Source organism: Roseofilum sp., assembly GCF_982964205.1.
On sequence record NZ_CEZBFX010000062.1, the window covers coordinates 1 to 21,043 of the forward strand.

21 protein-coding genes and 1 pseudogene are annotated in these 21,043 nt (G+C 43.8%); 3 read left to right on the forward strand and 19 right to left on the reverse strand.

Annotation, left to right across the window (positions count from 1 at the left end; all coding sequences use genetic code 11):
* Positions 1-102: 102 nt before the first annotated feature.
* Positions 103-1,380, forward strand: a pseudogene (locus tag AC3A14_RS15255) (B12-binding domain-containing radical SAM protein); the annotation flags it as partial.
* A 12-nt stretch (positions 1,381-1,392) separates the two neighbouring features.
* Here the strand turns inward: AC3A14_RS15255 and AC3A14_RS15260 are convergent.
* The 18 genes from AC3A14_RS15260 to AC3A14_RS15345 all read right to left on the reverse strand — a co-directional run bounded on the left by AC3A14_RS15260 (position 1,393) and on the right by AC3A14_RS15345 (position 17,039).
* Entirely contained in the window at positions 1,393-2,322 is a 930-nt protein-coding gene (locus AC3A14_RS15260) for a bifunctional riboflavin kinase/FAD synthetase (protein ID WP_318733019.1), read from the reverse strand.
* A gap of 59 nt (positions 2,323-2,381) precedes the next feature.
* Entirely contained in the window at positions 2,382-3,269 is an 888-nt protein-coding gene (locus tag AC3A14_RS15265; RefSeq protein WP_318733018.1) for an MBL fold metallo-hydrolase, read from the reverse strand.
* A 117-nt stretch (positions 3,270-3,386) separates the two neighbouring features.
* A complete protein-coding gene (gene surE / locus AC3A14_RS15270) occupies positions 3,387-4,220 on the reverse strand; it encodes a 5'/3'-nucleotidase SurE (protein WP_318733017.1) in 834 nt (277 codons plus the stop codon).
* Entirely contained in the window at positions 4,217-5,047 is an 831-nt protein-coding gene (locus tag AC3A14_RS15275; RefSeq protein WP_318733016.1) for a dienelactone hydrolase family protein, read from the reverse strand. Before AC3A14_RS15275 ends, surE begins: the two co-directional genes overlap by 4 nt.
* A 100-nt stretch (positions 5,048-5,147) precedes the next feature.
* A complete protein-coding gene (locus AC3A14_RS15280) occupies positions 5,148-6,302 on the reverse strand; it encodes a patatin-like phospholipase family protein (RefSeq protein ID WP_318733015.1) in 1,155 nt (384 codons plus the stop codon).
* A gap of 696 nt (positions 6,303-6,998) precedes the next feature.
* Positions 6,999-7,235 (reverse strand): hypothetical protein, encoded by a 237-nt coding sequence (locus tag AC3A14_RS15285; protein ID WP_318733014.1) that lies wholly within the window; start codon positions 7,233-7,235, stop codon positions 6,999-7,001.
* A 39-nt stretch (positions 7,236-7,274) separates the two neighbouring features.
* Positions 7,275-8,132 (reverse strand): class I SAM-dependent methyltransferase, encoded by an 858-nt coding sequence (locus AC3A14_RS15290; protein ID WP_318733013.1) that lies wholly within the window; start codon positions 8,130-8,132, stop codon positions 7,275-7,277.
* A 159-nt stretch (positions 8,133-8,291) separates the two neighbouring features.
* On the reverse strand, positions 8,292-8,459 hold the full coding sequence (locus AC3A14_RS15295; RefSeq protein WP_318733012.1) for a hypothetical protein: 168 nt from the start codon (positions 8,457-8,459) through the stop codon (positions 8,292-8,294).
* Positions 8,460-8,558: 99 nt separating this feature from the next.
* Positions 8,559-8,723, reverse strand: coding sequence for a hypothetical protein (locus tag AC3A14_RS15300; protein WP_318733011.1), 165 nt, complete (start codon positions 8,721-8,723; stop codon positions 8,559-8,561).
* 156 nt (positions 8,724-8,879) lie between these two features.
* Entirely contained in the window at positions 8,880-9,032 is a 153-nt protein-coding gene (locus AC3A14_RS15305) for a hypothetical protein (protein ID WP_318733010.1), read from the reverse strand.
* A 56-nt stretch (positions 9,033-9,088) separates the two neighbouring features.
* Positions 9,089-11,086 (reverse strand): PatA/PatG family cyanobactin maturation protease, encoded by a 1,998-nt coding sequence (locus tag AC3A14_RS15310; protein ID WP_318733009.1) that lies wholly within the window; start codon positions 11,084-11,086, stop codon positions 9,089-9,091.
* Between the two features lie 215 nt (positions 11,087-11,301).
* Entirely contained in the window at positions 11,302-12,657 is a 1,356-nt protein-coding gene (locus tag AC3A14_RS15315) for a hypothetical protein (protein WP_487779049.1), read from the reverse strand.
* Between the two features lie 69 nt (positions 12,658-12,726).
* Positions 12,727-13,425, reverse strand: a complete 699-nt coding sequence (locus tag AC3A14_RS15320; protein WP_487779050.1) for a tetratricopeptide repeat protein — start codon at positions 13,423-13,425, stop codon at positions 12,727-12,729.
* The gene (locus tag AC3A14_RS15325) at positions 13,392-14,201 is read right to left on the reverse strand and encodes an RNA polymerase sigma factor (protein ID WP_318733006.1); all 810 of its coding nucleotides are present in this window, start codon (positions 14,199-14,201) and stop codon (positions 13,392-13,394) included. Before AC3A14_RS15325 ends, AC3A14_RS15320 begins: the two co-directional genes overlap by 34 nt.
* A gap of 32 nt (positions 14,202-14,233) precedes the next feature.
* Positions 14,234-14,647 (reverse strand): helix-turn-helix domain-containing protein, encoded by a 414-nt coding sequence (locus AC3A14_RS15330; RefSeq protein WP_318733005.1) that lies wholly within the window; start codon positions 14,645-14,647, stop codon positions 14,234-14,236.
* A gap of 125 nt (positions 14,648-14,772) precedes the next feature.
* Positions 14,773-16,134, reverse strand: a complete 1,362-nt coding sequence (locus tag AC3A14_RS15335) for a C39 family peptidase (RefSeq protein WP_318733004.1) — start codon at positions 16,132-16,134, stop codon at positions 14,773-14,775.
* A 64-nt stretch (positions 16,135-16,198) separates the two neighbouring features.
* Positions 16,199-16,666 (reverse strand): hypothetical protein, encoded by a 468-nt coding sequence (locus tag AC3A14_RS15340; RefSeq protein WP_318733003.1) that lies wholly within the window; start codon positions 16,664-16,666, stop codon positions 16,199-16,201.
* Positions 16,667-16,670: 4 nt separating this feature from the next.
* Positions 16,671-17,039, reverse strand: a complete 369-nt coding sequence (locus AC3A14_RS15345; RefSeq protein ID WP_318733002.1) for a hypothetical protein — start codon at positions 17,037-17,039, stop codon at positions 16,671-16,673.
* A gap of 606 nt (positions 17,040-17,645) precedes the next feature.
* On the opposite strand from AC3A14_RS15345, the gene AC3A14_RS15350 reads away from it, so the two are divergent.
* Both AC3A14_RS15350 and AC3A14_RS15355 read left to right on the forward strand, forming a co-directional pair.
* Complete coding sequence (locus tag AC3A14_RS15350; protein WP_318733001.1) at positions 17,646-18,239, forward strand: RNA polymerase sigma factor; 594 nt, start codon at positions 17,646-17,648, stop codon at positions 18,237-18,239.
* Between the two features lie 303 nt (positions 18,240-18,542).
* A complete protein-coding gene (locus AC3A14_RS15355) occupies positions 18,543-19,232 on the forward strand; it encodes a response regulator (protein WP_318733000.1) in 690 nt (229 codons plus the stop codon).
* Here the strand turns inward: AC3A14_RS15355 and AC3A14_RS15360 are convergent.
* Positions 19,229-20,851 carry an NAD(P)H-quinone oxidoreductase subunit 4 gene (locus tag AC3A14_RS15360; RefSeq protein WP_318732999.1) on the reverse strand — a complete coding sequence of 541 codons (1,623 nt, stop codon included), beginning with the start codon at positions 20,849-20,851 and terminating at the stop codon, positions 19,229-19,231. The two genes, AC3A14_RS15355 and AC3A14_RS15360, sit on opposite strands and share 4 nt — an antisense overlap.
* Positions 20,852-21,043 lie beyond the last annotated feature (192 nt).

Here is a 21,043-nt window from a genome sequence, read left to right on the forward strand (position 1 = left end):
TTGTAATTACTGTACTTTTTAGTGTCTCACTGTTAACCGAATTGACTATAACTTCTATCAAACCCTCTCCTTGCATCCTTTTCAAGTTTTTTTTCCTGTACTGAGGTGGAAGCCTTAAATTTAGACGATCGGCCAGATTTGGTAGTCATTCAAGTGTATATCACTTCGGCTTATCGAGCTTATGAATTAGCCGATCGCTATCGTCAAAAAGGGTCGTATATTGTTTTAGGGGGATTGCACGTCACGGCCTTACCTGAAGAAGCACAAGAGTATGCCGATACAATATTTTTGGGGCCAGGAGAGGATACTTGGCCGTGTTTTTTAGCCGATTTTCGGGCCGGTCATCCCCAAAAGAGATATGTTTCTCAAGAACGAGATTTACTGAGCGCTCCTCCCCTTCGTCGAAATTTAATTAAGCGCCATTTATATCTAGTTCCCAATTCTATTGTAGTTTCTAGAGGTTGTCCTCATCATTGTGATTTCTGTTATAAAGATGCGTTTTTCCAAGGAGGGAAATCGTTCTATACTCAATCGGTCGATCGGGCGTTAGCAGAGATTGAACGGTTACCTGGACGTTATTTATTTTTCCTAGACGATCATTTGTTTGGTAATGCCAAATTTGCCAGAGATTTATTTACCGGTATGCTGGGCATGAATCGCATTTGGCAAGCAGCAGGAACGATTCAGGCTGTTTTACAACCCCATCTGTTGGAATTGGCGGTTGAAAGTGGTTTGAGAAGTTTATTTATCGGGTTTGAAACCTTAAATTCTAATAATTTACGCCAACAGCATAAATATCATAACTTAAATCGGGATTATACGGCTGCCATTCGGCGCTTACAGGATTTGGGAGTGACGATTAATGGCAGTTTTGTCTTTGGGATGGATGAGGATGATGAGAGTGTTTTTGAGACGACGGTAGAGTGGGCCATTTCCCAGGGGATTGAAACGGCAACTTTTCATATTCTTACTCCTTATCCTGGTACACCGCTCTATGAACGAATGCTGAAAGAAGGACGAATTTTGACCCAAAATTGGGATAGGTATGATACTCGTCATGTGGTCTTCCAACCGGCAAAAATGAGTCCAGAAACTTTGGAAGCCGGTTATTGGCAAGCCTACAAGGACTTTTATCGGTGGAGTGCAATTTGGCAAGGAGCAGCGACGAAAACCAGCCTAAATCATCGCCTACGCCATTTAGTGTATGCAGGCAGTTGGAAAAAACTAGAACCGTTCTGGGATTGGGTGATTCGAGGTCACCAATTGGCGAAAATGATGCCGATTTTAGAATCGGTTTTACAAGGTTTCGATCGCTTTTCTGTGCCCTGGAAGAGTCTCCATACTCAAGAATTCGAGAAATCGGCACAGTTCAGAACTTGATACAGTCTACTGTCAACTCCCCACTCCCGATAGTGCAGTTTCACAGTCGGCTGCAATTTGAGCTTTGAGAGCATCAAGGGAGGCAAATTTTTGTTCTGGACGGAGGAAGGATTCAAGTTCAACATGCAGGGTTTGATCGTATAAGTCTCCGGACCAATTCAAGAGGTGAACTTCGAGGGTTTGTTGCACCCCATCCACGGTGGGTCTGTTGCCGAGATTCATCACTCCCATCACCGGTTGAGTCTCTGTCCAGAGAGGGTTATAAACGCGGACGCTGTAGACTCCGAAACGAGGTAGGAATTTTTGGGGAGAAACTTTGAGGTTGGCGGTGGGAAATCCGAGGGTACGGCCGAGTTGTTGTCCTTCGATCACTGTACCTTGAAGTTGGTAGGGCCTCCCAAGAAGGCGTTTGACTTGCAAGAGGTCACCATCAGTTAAGGCTAACCGGATTTGGGAACTGCTGATGCGTCCTTCTTGGCAGTTTTGCAGAGGTGTAATAATCACTTTAATACCCCATTGAGCGGCGATCGCCGTTAAGTCCTCCACACTTCCGCGACGCTGATAGCCAAATCGAAAGTCTTCCCCAACACTAATTATCTTGGCTTGCAGAGATTCGACCAGAATTTGGCTGACAAATTCTTGAGGACTAAGATGAGCAAGCTGTTGGTTAAAGGGAACAATCACCAATTGATCCACCCCCATCTGATGCAGATAGGCTGCTTTTTCCTCTGGGGGGGTGAGCAGTAACTTTTTTTCTCCTGTTAAGACTTCTTGGGGATGGGGGAAAAAGGTGACCACGCTGGAATAGAGGTCACGGCCAAAGTGTCCAGAACCGGCAATGGGTTGAATCACTTGTTGATGTCCCCGGTGAACTCCGTCAAAGTTGCCCAGGGCGATCGCCGTTGGTTTTAGAGCCGTTGTCGGGGAAGCAATAGACCACACGCTTTACATTTCGCAATATGAAACATCCCTCTCATCGTAACAGGGAAATCTGATGAAAACTAATCAGAGTTCTCAGTTTCTGGGGGATCGGAGGCAGGCGCAATCAAAGTTAAGGATAATCCTTCCCTAGCCATCAAGCTATCGGGGAAGGCTTGGGCCACATCTTCACCAACCTTATCCAGAAATTCATCATTATGAAGGGGGTCGTGATGAAAGATAACTAATTTCTTCACATTGGCAGCTTTAGCTACCTTGACCGCTTCTTGCCAAGTGGAATGGCCCCAACCCACTTTACTGGTTTTGGGATGATTATATTCAGCATCGGTATAGGTGGCATCATAAATCATTACATCGGCATCTTGGGCTAAGAACAAAACATTCTCATCCATGCGATCCGGGTAATGCTCTGTATCACTCACATAGGCCGCTGTATGCCCTTCCCAACTAACGCGATACCCCACTGCTTCCCCTGGATGATTCAGGGGGGCATTTTCAATAATCACATCATCGAACTTAATCGGTTTGTTTACCTGTATGTCGTTAAATACCAAGGTCGATCCCATCACTTTCAGGGGGACGGGAAAATTGGGGTGTAGCATTTGGTTATTTAAGCGGTTCTCGATGGTTTCTCCATTGGGAGCAATGCAACCATATATATTAAATTTATTACCAGGAATAAATGCTGGGGTAAAAAAGGGAAAGCCTTGAATATGATCCCAATGGGAGTGAGTAAAAAATAAATGAGCATCAATGGGCATGTGCCTTAAGAGATATTGGCCTAATACCCGTAATCCTGTGCCCCCATCAAAGATCAGACGATGACCGCCAACGCGCATTTCAATACAAGATGTATTGCCGCCATAGCGAACCGTTTCAGGGCCGGGGCAGGGAATTGAACCGCGAACGCCCCAAAAATGAACAGTGAATTGTTGTTGTGTCAGAGACATAAGAGTTTACCGGATTCCACAACCTTTGAGCTAATGTACCACCTGCATGTTTTTCACTAGGGTAACCCGAGATGTGATGTTTCGGCTCTGGCCAAATCTGAATCGATCAGAAAGGGTTCAATCAAGATCGTTGGCTGTACCGAAGACAGGGTAGGGTAGATGCAACCTTTGATGGTTCAGATTTTCTAAGCCGGAAGAGCAAGTCAAGTTATAGTGTAAGGGAGTAATTGTAATATAGTTTTTGCGAATCGCTTGCACATCTGTGAGCAGGGGAGAGGCTGAAGAGCTTTGAGAAGGCGGATCTAGCACATCTTCAGTTAGTTCTCCAGCCAGCCAATAGTAGGTTTTTCCTCTGGGATCGATGCGTTTTTCAAACATTTCTTCATAGCGACGAGTCCCTTGACAGGTAATGGCGACTCCGGTAATCGCCTCAGCTTTGATCGGAGGAATGTTGACATTGAGCAACAGAGGAGGAAAGGGTTCGTTCTGTTTTAGAGCAGTGACTAAGGATTCGGCAAAGTTGGCGGCTACGCTGAAGTCTTTCATGGTATAACTGGTCAAACTGAAGGCGATCGCCGGGATTTTTTCGATTAACCCTTCCATGGCAGCGGAAACGGTTCCTGAATAGAGAATATCAGTCCCCAAGTTCGCTCCATGATTAATTCCAGATAGGACATAATCGGGTTTTTCCGGCAGTAAGGCTGCCAGAGCCAATTTAACACAATCCGAGGGTGTGCCGGAACAGGCCCAGGCTTTTACCCTCGGATCGAAGACAGAATCAATTTCTTCTGCACGGATGGGTTTATGTAAGGTGAGACCATGGCCGGTAGCAGAGCGTTCCCGGTCTGGACAAACCACATTCACCTTGTGGCCCGCTTTGGCTAACGTATTAGCTAAGGTGCGAATCCCTTGGGCAAAGATGCCATCATCATTACTGACTAGGAGGTTCATTCAAACAGTTCGTCAAAAAAGAGTTTCATCGCGACAAACGAACGGCGGGCACTATCTGGATTATAGGCCGATCCTTTAGAGGGATCATTGCCCGCTTTAGGGTTAGTAAAGCTGTGAACTGTACCGCCGTAGGCAATTAGTTGCCAGTCTACTCCAGCTTGACGCATTTCTTCTTGGAATGCAGCCACTTCTTCGGGGGGAACGGCAGGATCGTCTGCGCCATGTAAGACGAGAACTTTGGCTTGAATTTGTTGGGCATCTTCTGGGTTCGGGGTGTCGAGTCCACCATGGAAGCTGACAACTCCGGATACTTCTGCCCCACTGCGAGCGAGTTCGAGAACGGTTGTACCGCCGAAACAGTAGCCAATGGCGGCCGTTTGTTTGGAGTTGGTGAGACGATGTTGTTTGAGATAAGCTAAACCAGCTTGGGCGCGATCGCGCAATAATTCACGATTGGAACGATAATAGGTGGCCTGTTCCCTGGCTTCATCTGTAGTTTCTGGGCGAATCCCTAACCCGTAGATATCAGCAGCAAAAGCAACATATCCCATTTCTGCCAGTTTTTCGGCTTGCTGTTTTTCAAACTCTCCTAAGCCTTTCCAAGCATGGATAATTAACACTCCCGGTCGTTGATTATTATTAGACCGGTCATAGGCGAGATACCCTTCTAGAACAGCATCGCCTTGTTGATATTCCACGACTTCTGTTTGAATATCTGTTGCAATTGGACTTTGCGCTTGTCCTAAAGTAATGCCTCCTAAAAGCAGGGCACTGGTACACACTAAGGCCAGCAAGAGGGCGTAGAGTTGTTTTCGTAGTTTGTTCATAGGGGAACTTGTTTTAAAGGGAGGCTGCTTTATTTTAGGCAAGAAATGCCAAAAGACAAGCGATCTCTCATCATCCCTCATTGAAAAAGGCTATAGAGTCCTAGTTATCCTTAGAGGACTCATAGGGTGAATGGGCCTTGATAAACTCCCTAATTGCTTCTCGAACTGAAAACCCTTGTTTATTTTTATAATAGACTTCACCACAGTCAAGATAACATTCGGCTGCCTCAATGAGTTTTGGGCAATTTTCCGGATTGTCGATATCTTCGCTGATTTCTGTATATTTATTCTTCTGTTTGAGAATGTATTGATTATAGGGCTTATCCAGCAATGGCCGTAAGCGACCCGGTCGTTTGTCTCCTTCGAAGCGATTATTAAGATCGAAATCTAAACGGAGAATGTCTCCCCCTACACTATCAAGGATTTGTTCGCAGATGACTTCTGAGTTTTGCGCTCCAGGATTCAGGAACATATCGGGTAAATGCTTAGCCCAACCCAGCAATCCCCATTTTTTGATTTCTTCATAGCTGTAGGGACAAGTCGTATCCCCTGTACCAATGGAGAGGACAGCAATATCTTTTAATTGTAATCCATTCTGTTTTTCGATTAATAGAGCATGGGCGATCGCGATTAACGTCGGATTATTGGCGGAGACCCCACCATCGATATGAGGCAAGCTTTCTTCATCGTTATAAGGCAGTTCGTAGGGAGGGAAAAAGGTCGGAGCTGATGCCGAAGCGGTGCAAATCTTCCAGAGATCGATATTGTCGTACCAGGCTCCAGAATCGGCAGGATTATTGGCAAACCAGGTGGTATTGCGGGAATACACATCATACGCTGGAATCAGAATATAAGGCTTCACGATCTGGCTAATCTTCGGAGAACCTAACTCTGGGTGAATTAATTTTTTCTGTAATATTTTCGTCAAGCCTTGCTCGCCCTGTTCATGGGGATATAATCTATTGCTGCCCATGGCTTGACTGAACATTCGCCATTTACGCTGTTTGCGAACCGAGTCGAGGAAAATATTCTTTCCGTCTTCGAGGTAGACATCAATCATCTCTTGTGCGTTCATCTGACAAGCAATTGCGGCAGTGAGAATCGAGCCAGTCGATGTACCTGTAACTAAGTCAAAATATTCGTGTAACTCTTGTCCTTTAGTCTCTTTTATTGCAGTTTCTACTTCTTCCAGCAGTCGTGCAGACAAGACCCCTCGAATACCACCGCCATCTAAACTCAGAATTTTGAAGGTCATGATTATTTTTATCGCGATTATAAGCTCGTTAGAGATTGCAGTGAATCGGAGTTAAATGTGAGCTAATATTACCGTTTTTTAGCCATTAATAAATAAGCTAATTCTGTAGGAGTATTGCAGAATTTCTATCCAGAAAGTTTGGATCTTGCGATCGTTTTTCTGATGGCTTATTAGCTGAAGCTCAGTCTAATCAGAAACCTGCTTTAACCTCCCTACAGATTAGCTTAAAAAGAAAACAAGCTATTAAATTCAATTTAACTCTTGGATTCAATATTTAGTGCAATATCATTCACTAGAATTACTATAAGACAGCGAAGGTGTAGTGAGAAAAGAAATTGATCTTTGACTGGCAATCGAGCTATCATTCATAGGCGGACAATTAGAGCAACCAGAACCATAAGAAAACGATCCATTGGGATAGATATGTTCGCAGCATTCTGCTTGAGTTTGGGCATGTCTCATTGGTAATTTTGGATGGGGATAACAATTACGAGCAGCAAAACATGTTCCTAAAGGGTTGATTCCCAGACTGGTCTGGCATTTAGATATTGCCCTAAAAATGTCTCGATTTACAGGTGTGGATTGAATTGGAAGTTTCATGTTTTTCTCCTTTTTTTTAGACAATAAAAATCAACTTCATCATTTAATGATGAGAGATTTTTAACAAATTTTAGCTCATTGAGTTAAGGCTCTTGCTTAAACCAGACCGCAAGCTGATAAGCAACTGGTTTTGGAAATTCCAGAAAATAGATAGCAACCACAATCAATGGGTTCTGAAAATTGGGCAGGTTCGTTGCAATTGAGTTTAGAACCGCGCGCGAACTTATATTGTTGTCGCAACTTGCCTTGGCTGTCTTTATGAGAGACTAATACTAAGTCAAGATGGAAGATTTTAGCTCGGTTAACCGGTAGAGACTGATGGGGAGTTTTCATGTGATTTTCCTGCAATAAATTTCTAACCTGAGTTCGCATTCAGTAGCGTTTGAGCAATACAAAACTAGACATCTGTCGCCAAATTTCCCAATCTTCTGGCGTTTGTAATTGGGCAAGTAAGGATGGGGGGAGGATTTCTCGCTGCAAGCGCTGCCCTTCTTCCAGAAGCGATCGCGATTCCACAGCTCTCCAACCATATGGCTCGAAGAACTCCGTGCCTGCTGCTGGTGCAAATTGCAAGGTGGCTTGGCTCGAATCCGCAGCACTATTTATGCTGTTTTGGAAATAGCGCAACGCATGGGGCGAGGCTAAATCTGTTAGCCACCAGTGAAAGGGAGACTGGGCATAAAGGTCGGTTGCCAGTGCCGCTACTTGCTCCGGAGTCAGATAAATCAGCAATCCTTCGGTTATTACCAGTGCCTGTTTTGCGACCATACCAACCGCTCGGAAAAATGTCTGCCGACTTACTGCATCAGTCACATCCAAAGCAATGGATTCGAGCAGACATCTCGGTTGTATTGCAGCCAATTGTTTGACTTTGTAATTGAGAATAGCTGGCTCATCACAGTCACTCCAACACAGAGTAGCGGACAAAGGCAGCCGATAAGGTCTGGTATCGAGTCCTGCACCCAGGTTCAGTACGGTATCGACCTTTCCGGCTGCGATTATTTGTAGAATCAACTCATCCATGACAGCAGTACGGACAGCACAGCCCGATGCTCCTGTTGTTCCTCCGGGCATTGCCTGGACTAGGGTTTGACCTCGCTCCCCAGCTAAAATTTGGGCGTAGGGATCTTGGAAGAGGGCATCTGGGCGATCGCTTTCCAGAGCACGATAGGCAGCAGTCAACAAGGCCGTATCGGACAGAGATGCAACAGGTAAAGAAGTCAGAGTCATCGTGTTGTGAAAGTAATGGCAGTTCTGGGGCAGTTTGAGGAATGCTCGATGGTTGCTAGCAAAACAACCACCGAGCAAGCTATCGTTATCCTCCTCTGCATCTCATTGCGATCGAGATGAGGTTGCTATGTCCATTAACCCCATCTCAATGGCCGGAATTTAGATCAGAGAGCCTAAGATAGGAGCAGCAACTGAGCCTACAGTTTTGACAACGCCAAGAACGTCATCAAGAGTACCGCTAGCTTCAACAGTACCTTGTCCGGAAATGGCAGATGCATTCAGATTCAGGGTGCGTTCTACGGGAGCAACTTGTTTGGGCGTATTCATGATTTTTCCTCGTTATTATTGTGAGAGAGTTTACTTTGTTCTCCTTGTTCGGTGGTTACTAACAACTACCGAACAACGCGTTATCTTACAGCCGTCGAGTTAGGAGTTAAGCAGTTGGTTTGCCATACCTACGACCTGAGGACCATATTTTTTGATACCATCCCAGAGTTCATTGAAAAAACTGGCTTCAACACCGTCTTGGCCGGCAATAGCAGATACATTCAGACTGCGCTCTACGGGAGCAACTTGTTTGGGCGTTTTCATGATTTTTTCTCCTGATTTCGTTGATGGTTTACTTGGGTTGGTGCCGATCTCATCTTGCTAGGAACGCGGGACGTGACCGGCAAGCATGGGAACTTGCATGAATGGTTCTCCTTTAAATTGATAGTGATGTTGGTATGGTTGCTCTCAAAGAGAGTTCTAAAAGGCTGCCATGCAGATATTCCTGGCTAAACCTTTGAGTTTGTAACAGCTCTCATAGTTAGAACTATCGATTCCAGAACACTGCAACCAAGCAGCAGTGATATTCAGATTGCGAATGACGGGTTGAGTTTGTTTAGGTAGGTTCTGCATCTTGATTCTTCGGAGTGCAATACTATATTGATAGAAACGTTGAGTCAGCACAGGGCTTAGTTAGAAATAGACCAGCTCCGCATCTCGCCAATGGTGACCGGCATGGTATCGCTGACATCTACGGTGAATCGAAATACCTTTTTTGCTCGGCGATCATTTTCGGGATCGAAAAACTTCAGTTTCACGTCCCAACAATCGGAATCCATCCGACAGAAGGGACTTTTTTCGGTCTCAATGCGATCGAGTTGCATCCCTTTGCCAGTCGCTTCAGTTAAGGCTTGTGCTGCTTGGAATGCATTGGTGGCCGCAAAATTGAGGGCCCGTTCCTGGGAGGTTTGACCCAAATTCCGAAATTCGTAGTACATCCGCTGCAAAAATTCTTTCAGAGAGGTTCGCGTAGCCTCTTCCTGTTCATCAGCCTCAGACTCGGAAGCATCAGCTTTAGCAGCTTCAACGGCGAGGTTAACTAACTGATTGACATTCCACTCATACATTCCGCGAATTTCTGGAGCAATGACGGGAACGACTTGCCCGGAGAAGAGGCGGACGCTCTTACCCGTTAATACTCCTGGAACCGAAATTCTGGAGACGTATTCGGGAGCATCTTCCGCCTCAATCTGCCCCTTGAGTGCAGAAATCAGTTGCTCATAAACCTGAGCGGTATACGCACCCGTAGGTTCGATCGCATAAATTGGGGTGAGTTCTAGGTTTAATGTCCAAATAAGCGATTTAGATTCATAAGGGTTTTGTTCCAAATAATCGGCCATCTGACTGACTACAAAGGGGTTGGCGGGAAAAGGTGGATCGCCCTCAACCATAGGCATCAACTGCTTGAAGCTATCTCGACGAGCCTCAGTACCAAAGTCGTAACTCACTGTACCCGTGACATAAACGATGGGTTTTGCGCTGCTACCGTTACAACCACAGTCCTCAGAAGGAACTACGTTGCTGGGGGTGACGGACGGAGTTGCCAGTTGACTTGGAGTTACAGTCATTGGATTTTCTACATTTTCTAAAGGATGGATAGGTTCGGAAACAGCTTCAGAGGGCGTGACTTCTGCCACAGCTATATCGGTGCTGGTTTCAGCCGATATTTGCTCGTTCGCTTCGCTGGGGTTCCCTATGGGTTCTGGTAAGTTTTCTATAGACAATTTGTTGGTTCCTCCTTGGGTAATCAGGGCATAAGCTTTAAGAAGATCGAGCCTTCCAGCTAGGAAGCGATCGCAATTTGAAATCGCTTCCGACTGGCAAGGCACGGCGCTTTGGAGAATGGCATCGCGGACGGATTGGGGGTCGGGCTGCTGGCCTTGCTCGAGCTGCACGCTCAAGAGCAGAGCTACTATTCCAGAGATGATGGGAGTTGCAAAGCTGGTGCCGCTTTTGGTTGTCGTTCCTCCCTCAGGCTCGGCACCCAAGATATCTTCGCCAGGGGCAAGGATGCCTTGGGTTTGGTAGGCTTCTCCCCAATTGCTGAAATCGAAGGGCAAGCCTTCGGCATTCATTGCACCGACGGCGAGAACTCCGGGCAATGCAGCGGGAACGTGGAGACAGGAGCATCCATCATTTCCGGCGGCTGCCACAATGAGCACCCCACTGTCGTGGCAAGATTGCACGGCTTTAGCCAGCATGGGGTCGGCAGCATTGGCTTCAGCCAGTTGACCGCCACTAATGTTGATAACCCGAGCGCCTTGGGCAACGGCTTGATTGATTTGCCGGGCTAGATCGAGTTGGGAAAGCAAGCCAGGATTGCGATCGGAAAACACGGGCAAAATTAAGCCGCGACAACCAGGAGCAATGCCAGAAACCGGACTACCATGCTGACCGAAAATGACGCTGGTAATGTGGGTTCCGTGACCCGACATTACGCCGGTACTAGCGGTTTCTGCATTGGAGTTGGTTTCCAGATTTGCCCCCTCAAAACAGGGATGAGATAGGTCTACAGGACCGTCAAGAATGGCGACACAGATTTCAGGGTTGCCTTTGGTTTCAGACCACAACTGTTTAAGTCCGGGTAATGCTGAAATATTGGTAACATGTGTCTGTAGATCGGTCATTCTTAAGCCTCGTCCTTGTGCAATCCTGCTCAATAGTTGGGTCGATCGTGAATCAGAGAGGATCTAATTCATTCTCTTGGGTTGTCTTCTGCCTATTTAACGTTCGCTTCGAGCCAATGTTGATTTTTTCGAGTTGTGGTTTTTCCTCAATTTTTTGAGATCGGGAAACAGACAAAAAAAGGGCGATCGCCCCGAAAACCTCTCGATGTTAAATTTTAGATACCGAATACATTTTTCAAGCGCTCCCAGTCTTTTTTGTGGACTGTAAGTGCATCTAAATACATATTAGAAACCTTCTCTTTATGCTCCTCTGAAGAATTGAATAATTTTGGACTGAGAATATCTTCTAACCGACGCAATGGTAGATTCATTGTCTCATTTATCTTGGCATTGGCTAATATTTTGAAGCCTGTGTCAATGTAACTAAATATATTATCGCGCCATACATTTACAAAATTAATTTGAGAATCGATTACTTTTTCTTGATCGAGAGATCGATAATAATCTCTGAATTGCTCCCTGGTTCCTTGGCTCACAATACGGTGGCTCATCTCTGCCGTTTCTAAATACCCGAATGCGGGTGGCACCCATGATTCCGAGCGACCCAAGTGCATAGATGTTGGTGGAAATCCGGCAGCAATCATGTATGTTGTACAAGCAAAACATGACGCAACCTTCGTTGTTTTGGTGCCCGCGATTACTTCGACAGGCCAATATCTCTGCCGCCTTTCTTCGTTGTTACGATATGTCGCATGTCCAATGGCGATCGTCATTCCATGAAGATATCCGATCCTATATTCGCTAGAGTTCCATTTCTCTGGAGATGGTGCTTTCCCAAATTTATCGGTGGGGTTTTTAACTGAATTATTGGTGGAGTTTCTCGCTAAATCTGTCTGGTTTTTCCCAAGACTAGCACGCATAGTTCCCCATCCCTGATATTCTGCGGTCGGTTTCCATGGATTATGATTAACATATACCCGATGAGTAGGCTCAACTATTTGAGAAGACATATGAGACCTATCCTCCGACATTAACATACCAATATACGCACCGCGTTGGTCAATACCTTCACCGAAATACTCTTCAGAGGATGTGGCAACTAGTTCGCACAAAGACACGCCAATTCCAGGCAGACTATACGATCTGGTTCCAGGATCTCGCGGCACCATATAGTTTCGAGCCTCATTTCTCTCTCTTTCAGATAGCTCTGATGGTAAGCCCACAATAATACCATGTGCTGTAGAGTCAGGTGATTGACCGACACTAACATATCCCTGTGTACCAAGGATTGTATTCAACCTTGCTATTACTTGGAGATATTCTTGCTTCTCGGAATTCCATTCTTCTTTTTCATTCTTTGGAGGGGCTTCCCAATCTATTTGAACTTTTTTATGACTCTGAAACTGTCTTGCTACAAAACCGACAAATGTGGATGTTACGATCAAGTCAGCTTCGTTTTTAATAGTGTTAATATCAGATTCTATTGCGTTATATCTTGGAACACCATGAGCGATTATACTCTGCATCTTTTGTTGCCTCCAAATACTTATTAATGAATTACCACGCTTCATACCATTAAAACGCTTCCCAAATTCAATTTTTGAGATTTTCGAGTTACGCTTGTGGATTTCAACATTTGATTACTGGTACTGTTCCTCCTGTCGCTGGAGTACTCGAACATCATCGGGAGCCAGTTGGATAAGTTGGTCGAGCTGCGAGCGTGCTTCCTCGACATTACCCAAAGCGAATAGGGCATCATAACGCTCGATCGCCGCCACAATATCGTCGGGATAATTTGATAAAATGCGATCGTAAGCTTGCAGAGCCACCTCAGCAAGGTTTCTCGCCATCTGCACCCGCCCTAGTGCCAGCCAGTGAGATGGGTTTTCCGGCTCCAAAGCAGCGGCTGATTCAAAGAACCTCACTGCCTCCTCCAGATCCTGATTACACACCGCAATCAATCCGCGAATATGCCCTTGCGTCGGTTTATCGCGAACATGGGATAATCCCTGCTCGTAAACCCTTGCCGCCTCTACAGGTTGTGCCATCAACTGCAAGATTTTCCCCAACCTCAAATACACCTCAACCACTTGAGATTGTCGCTCAATAACCCGTCGATATTGCTCAATTGCCTGCTGCCAACTTCCCGTTTCATAGAGCAAATTAGCTAATTTCAAGCGCTTTTTCCATCCTGATGGATATTTCTCAATATACTGACTTAACGTCTTCAGCTTCTGGTTAATTCGGGTGGGCTTTTTCTCCAAAACCAAATAAACTGGAATCTCCATTCCCGAAGGCTGAGAAATTACAGCAACAGATGAGAAAATTTGACTATGCATGTGGCGGTAATATGATAACTAATAGCTGAATTAATAGACCTGGTATTGTTTGCACTCGGAGGATCAGATAAACCTCCTTTGTCTACCGAAATCTGATAATTTTCCCCATCTAGAGAAGAATGCAAAACAGAAAACTTTTGCCCAGACAAATAGTGCCCTAAATGTTTCTTCAGACACTCCTTAGCTTCCTGAATCCGTTTGTATGCATTATCCTGAGAAATCCCCAACTGTTGAGCAATATCAGCACAGGAAACCTGGTGGTAGTAACGCAAAATAAAAAGCTGGCGCAGTCGCTCAGGAAGCATATTGATTGCCCGAACAATTGACCGGGATAACTCTTCAGAGAGCAAGGTAGATTCCGGAGAAGTATAACTAATGAGAAGAGAGTCCAGAGAAATTGCTGCGATCTCATCAATATTTTCCACACCTATTGCTCTGCGGCGATCTTGTCGATACTTGTCCATACAAAGATTATAAGTTAAGCGAGTTAACCAAGCCCGGAGATTCGTAATTTTGTGGGCATAATTGGGCAATGCCTTGCTCGCTTTGAGCATCGCTAAACTGAGCGCATCTTCTGCTTCATGACGATCGTTGTTTAGCCAACGCAGACAGCGAAAATAAAGATACTCTTGATAACTTTGCCAGAGCGGCCAAAAGGCATTCATATCGCCTTCAGAAAGACACTGTAATAGATGTTCTTCTTCTGCAACATCCAGGTCTTTATTTCTAGTTCTAAAACCAGAAGAGGTATTAGAAGTCAGTTTATTTCCCTGCATTACTATAAACCGAGTTGGACTGCATAAATTTTTTAACTTGACGATCGAGTTTTGAACCCTTTCCGTCCTCGCTTTGCTGCTGTAATACGCGATCTTTGGCGATGAGATAACCCCAATTTTTGTAAACAGCGGCACATAGCGGTAGGACTGACCCCATTTCCTGTAGTCTGTGTAAATAATTCGCATAGCTCGATCAAGGTAGCATCTGGGTGTTTTGTAACCAGATCTTTCACGTGTTCTTGAGCCTCAGCATTGCTCAGATAACTAAATTGGGGTTTTCCTCTGGGTTTGGGATCTACATTTCCTTCTGTTTTTTGTTGCTTGACCAATTTTTGAACGAGGCTTCTACTAACGGAAAATCTGGCAGCGACCTCTCTAATTGAGCTTTTTTCTACCAAGTGAGCTTTGACAATTTTTTCTCGTAGATCCACTGAATAAGCTTTCATTGGTGATAAATTTCAATCTGGTGTTGTTGTTGTATTATACTTTGTATTGTACATCACAACCATAAATGTGACAGTCTAGAATGAAACAAGACTGGAGATTAACTCCAGTCTTCTGCACTCAATTTTTACGGTTGAAAGAATCTCCCCCAACCAGTTCCTGGACCCTCAACCGTCCAGCGATGCTCTATTTCATACTTACTGTAGATAGCACCATAGCCATTGTTAACTGGGCCGGTATAATTATCATTTAGAGAACCATAGGGATCATTAACAATAAAATCGCCATTTTCAGTGCATCCCCGTACCACAATCATATGTCCTCCACCCGCAGGACTTTCAGTTGTCCCTCTATGCAAAATACCCAGTACCATCGGACGGCCATCTTCGAGTTCTCGATACACATCATCAAAATCTAAATTGGTATTCCAAGTGCTAGAGAGACCGAAACTGGATAAAGCTTGCTCTTGAACAGTGTGATCTGTGGTATCTCCATATTCAAAAACGACTTTGATATAGATATCATCTCCATTTTTTCCAGGTAAAGTTCCTGGCCGGAAATATTCTAAGCACATGGCACAGGAGGAAGAATTACAAGTCCGTTGAGCATCTCGATAGTTATCCGTTTGAGGGAACCAAGGAACATCAAGTGAGATTTTTTTAGAGCTGACTGAAGAATGGGTAGAAATAGCTTGTAAAACAGAGAAAATCTCCTTAGCTTTTTGATAGTATTTTTTTCGGTCTTCTAAACCATTGTAGCCTCCATTAACAACTCGTGTAATTTCTTCAACTGTTGCACCGCGATCGCACAATTCATTCATATGGTTATTGTGCCACCAAAAACCAGCACTGGTAAATGGATAAGTCTGAGCCACATAATCACAACCCTCCATAACTTTGGGATCGCCGATGGCATCAGAAAAAGCTTGATAGTTGCTCCTTCCCGTTAATTGGATAACACCAGCTCCTTTATATTTTGTCCCATCTCCTGGCTGAACATTGCCTAAATCATTCCTTCCTTCTAAATATGAGCCATCATCAAGTTCTTTTAACCATCGAAGACCACCAGACTCGTGGGCAATTTGGCTAAGAAAGTGATTAATTCGTTCTGGTGTATTAATTTGATAAAGCTTCAAGCAATGATTGAGATCTTGAAGTTCTTGAGAGTAGATAGGATTGCCAAAAAAACTTTCAGCTTGTTCTTTTTTGATTGGGAATTGATCGCTATTTGAAGTATAACAAGAACGGGATACGGCAGCATTTTCGATAGAATTATCAACTAATCCTTCCCAATGAGTTGCAAAAACATAAAATGTTCCAGAATGGGCTGCCAAGGTGACTTTAATATGTCCATTTTCCGATGGTTCAAAGCTTTCATATCCATAGGACTTACCTGCCGGAACATCGATCATTTGTTCTGGATTTAAGTGAGAAGATTCTACCGGTAATTTCTTGAGTTTTGTGTTTACTTTTGCTGTAATACTATTCATCGATCTAGTCTATAAATCTAATTCATTAATAGAACGAATTTACAGTTTAATTTGTGAATATTCTCTAGCGATCATCTTTTTCCTTGACATTTATAGATCCAGAAGATTCAAGATCTTCATTAGCATCTAAAGTTGTCAATGTTGCTGACAAAAAACCTAACAACGATCCTAGGACAACATTAAATGCCTGATTGGCTATATTGTTGACATCTTTTATATTTTGCACTTCGGCGAGTATCATCTCCTCATATATCTGTAATTCTTCACTATTCTTAATCTGAGCTAATTGTTCAATATGTTCATTCCGCAAGGAAAAGTTATTGTTATAAAAAAAAGTTACAAATCCAGTGGAGGTTAACAGAAGTGCATAAATGGATAGGATGAGATACCAAGTCGGTTGGCCAACTATATTTCTATCTATCGTCGTCTTTAGTTTGACTTCGTTGATTAGGTTATTAGACTGTTTGTCTTCATGTTCTATACCCATTGATGGTTGAATAGATGGCTCATTAGCTTGGTTTTCTGATATCACGCTTTCACCTCTTAGACATTAAAGTGGAGGATAAAAAAGAAACAATTGCACCCAGAATAAGATTAAATGACTGGGAGCTTATAGAATTTGAATTTTCAGAGGAATCAGCATCATCTTTCAGTAATTTGTTCACCAGTTTTTGCTTTTCTTCATCACCATAATTTCTAACCATCTTCTCGAATCTCTCATGATTTGTTGTGAAATCATTATTGTGAAAAAAAGTTGTATATCCAAGCAAAGTAAATAAGAGCAAATAAGTTGCGATCACCATATACCAAGTTTTACTCATGCCACTATTTTTGATCCCCTTTTTTAGATTTTCCATAGAGTTAATATTTTCGATATTTGCCAATACGGAGATACCATAAACCATCCCTTTTAAAGGAAAAATTTAAATAAATCCACATTCTTCAATCGATAACTAAGAACTTGAATTGCTATCCATAACGACGATACTTCAGTCTCATTTGTGAAATCTTTTTTTCTGCTCCTATCAGATACACTATAAATCCTATTACCCATTCTTAAAAGACGATATTCCAGGTCTATTTGTGAAAATCAATATTTTCTTCTGTTATGAAGTACAATATTGAGTATATGAATAAAACTTAAATAATGCTTTGGTAGCATTTACAGATCTTGATATCTTACCCTGACAATAGACGTAATTTTTCATGAATATTCCAGGATTTTATTGCACCTCATAACAACGAAATTCACAGCATTTAATTCATGATTTCCTGATAAATATTTTAAAAACTTATAGGTTTATATATCTGCTTTCTAAACCAATGAACGTTATAAAATATGTATAAATTATTGTAATGCTTATAACATTTTTTTTTTGGTATGATTTTTAAGGATTGACGAAATGGCGTTGATCGATCACTGAATAACTAACTACTACATTCAACAATTTTTTCTCCAATTCAGTGGGATCGCATCCATTGATTACATGAAGTTGTTTTTGGTATAAATCATGAAAACACAACAGGATTTAGTCGTTAATTTGGCTGAAAATTTTTCGCAATCTAATCACTCTGTGAATACAGAAATAGAGTTTTGGAAGCAATGGCAGAAACATCAATATCATCTGTATTTTTGTTGTCTTAAATGGACGAGAGGGAATGTTATGGATGCTGAAGATTTACTCTCTCAATCTATGCTTAAAGCTTGGGAAAAGACTGCAAATTATACTGGTAATGTCTATAACTTTAAGGCTTGGTTATACAAGCTGACGTATCATCTAAGTATTGATATCCAGCGCAAAAACAATCGGATGCAGGGCAAACTATCATACTGGTATAGCGGTGTAGAAACGAAGATGCTATACCCGATTCAACAGGATATCAAAATTCATCTTGAAAAAGATGAAGAAATGAAAATTATCGAAGGTGCAATCGAAAAGTTACCTCCTCGGATTCATCACACTTTTATGTTGCATTACTATGCTGAAATGTCCTATCAAGAGATTGCCGAGGAACAAAATATTTCCTATGCGAATGTCCGCAAACGTATTTCTCAGGCACGCTCGATATTGAAAGCAGAATTGAGAAGTTATTTTCTCGATTGATTGATATAAGGTCAACCCGTTAGAAAACATTGCAAATGGAAAGCATTGGAATGAAGCAAGCTCGACAACTTCGCTCATCCTAGTGATTGCTTCGTGATTGCTTCATTCTGATTGCAATGACCACTCCAATGAATAATACTATTTCTCTTTCATATTGCCATTCATTGATGATTCTTATCAGGTTTCATGTATCTTGTCAACCGTAGAGCTGCGGACTTTCGATTGAGGTTGATGGGTTTGTCATCCAAGTGGGGTATTTTAAACCCATTGGAACACCCTTAAATCAACGGATAAACCCCTTTTATGAGTACCGTATTTGTTTTTGAGGATAGCAGCGCCCAAAGAGCAGCGATCGCCCAATTACTGCGATCGGTTGGTTTTGAGATTTTAGAAGCTGGGGATGGACTTGATGCATTAAGCCAAATCCGCCAACATTTGCCTGATGTCGTGGTTGCCGATATTATCTCTCCCCATCTCAATGGCTATCAACTCTGTTTAGCTCTGAAACGAGACCCCAAAACTCGCCATATTCCGGTTATTTTTTGCAGCGTTAAAAATAAGGAATTGGATCGAGTGCGAGGACTCACTATTGCCGATGGCTATATCCCTAAAGCGTTCCAACCTCCGGAGTTGGTAGAATCTCTGATCGGAAAACTCCTAAGCCAAGGCAAATCCTGTTTTCATCCTACCCCAGCCGATGATTGGACTGAAGCGGGGTTAATGTGGTTGCAGGATTTTGAGAATCAAGAATGGGCAGTGCAAGCCTTTGAAAAGGCCTTAGCCCTGGAACCGAACCACGATCTAGCTGGAAAACTCAAGGCTGTAGCGCTGGGAGAGGTCGAAAAATCCCGCCATTGTGAAGCTTGTCGCTACTACTATGGCGGGAGTCCCGGTGGCAATTTATTAGTTTGTGCGATTCACCCTTATGGTCCTGAATCAGACCGTTGTGGAGATTGGGAATCTAAGTACCACTGTTCGAGTCATGTCGCTTAGGCAGAACCGGAGATGTTTTCCATGATGCCTAACAGAGGAGGCGCTTTAGCCGCAGGAACATTAGGAATGTAGAAGTTTCCAGAGTACAAGCGCGAGCGCTCTTGAGCAACCACGGTGAGAACTTCGCGGGTTTCTTCGGCGATCGCCGTGGTTTTAATGTCGTAGGTTTGGGTGGCGATTTTAGGATAGAGACCGATACCGATGATGGGGAGCAGGAGGCAGAAGGCGATCGCCACTTCGCGAGGTTTCGCATCCATCCAGCCATCAACGACAACACCTGTTTGTTCACCGTAGAAGATATCGCGCATCATGGAGAGTAGATAAATCGGAGTCAGAATTAAGCCCACAGCGGCTAAACTAATGACGACTACTTTGAATCCAGAGGAATAAACATCACTGGTGGTGACACCCAGGAAGACACTCAGTTCTCCTATAAATCCACTCATTCCTGGAAGAGCTAAGGAAGCCATGGATGCAGCAGTGAACAGGGCAAAGATTTTAGGCATCGATTGAGCCAGTCCACTCATTTTCGCTAAAGCTAATGTATGAGTGCGTTCGTAGGTTACTCCAGCCAGGAAGAATAGAGCCGCTGCAATTAGCCCGTGGGAGAGCATTTGTAGCATGGCTCCGTTTAAGCCCAGTTCGTCGAAGGAGGCAATACCGATGAGGACAAAGCCCATGTGAGAGATAGAAGAACAAGCGAGGCGGCGCTTGAGATCGCCTTGAGCAAAGGCATTAAATGCACCGTAAACAATGTTAACAATTCCCAGGATAACCAGGACGGGAGCAAAGTAAGCGTGGGCATGGGGTAGAGCTTCCAAGTTTAGACGGATGATGCCGTAACCTCCCATTTTCAGCAGCACTCCAGCCAGAATCATGGAGACGGGAGCGGAGGCTTGGGAGTGGGCATCGGGAAGCCAAGTGTGTAGAGGGAAGATGGGCAGTTTAACGCCGAAACCGATAATGAAGGCAGCGTAGGCGAGCAACTCTAAGGATCTGGGATAGTGTTTGTTCGCTAAAGCAGTCATATCAAAGGTTACGGTGTCGCCGTAGAAAGCCATTGCGAGGGCCGCAACCAGGATAAATATGGAGGCTAAAGCAGTATAGAGAATAAATTTAGTGGCAGCGTAGAGGCGCTTTTGTCCACCCCAGATGGAGATCAGAAGGTAGACAGGGACGAGTTCTAGCTCCCAGGTGAGGAAAAATAAGAGTAGATCTTGAGCTGCAAATACCGCAATTTGGGCACTGTACATGATCAGCAGCAGGCTGAAGAACAGTCTGGGGCGGTGGTTGACATTCCAGGATGCGGCGATCGCCACGGTGGTGACTAGGGCACTCAGAGCGATCAGGGGCATGGACAAGCCATCTACAGCTAAAGACCAGTTGAGACCGAGCTGGGGTATCCAGGGATAGGTTTCGGTCAGTTGAATGGTGGATTGTTGAAAGTTATAGTGGGAGCCGAACGCGTAGAGCGTCATTACGAGGTCTACTAAACCTACGCCTAGGGCATACCAACGAACTAGCTTGATCTGGCGATCGCCAATTAAGGGAATGGCTAGAGCTGCCACAAGGGGAAAAATTATGATTGCACTTAACCAAGGAAATGAATTGCCAAACATGATTGAGAATAAATACTCATTACCTACCCTTTCATTGTATGTACTTTGGTTAATATTTGTAAACAATGAATTGCCTTATATTTACCGGGTATATCCATAGACTATTATCTATGCATCATGACTCACCCCTGGAACCTTAACCTAGTTAGGCAAAAGACACTAGGCACAAGATAATAGGCAATAGGGATAACA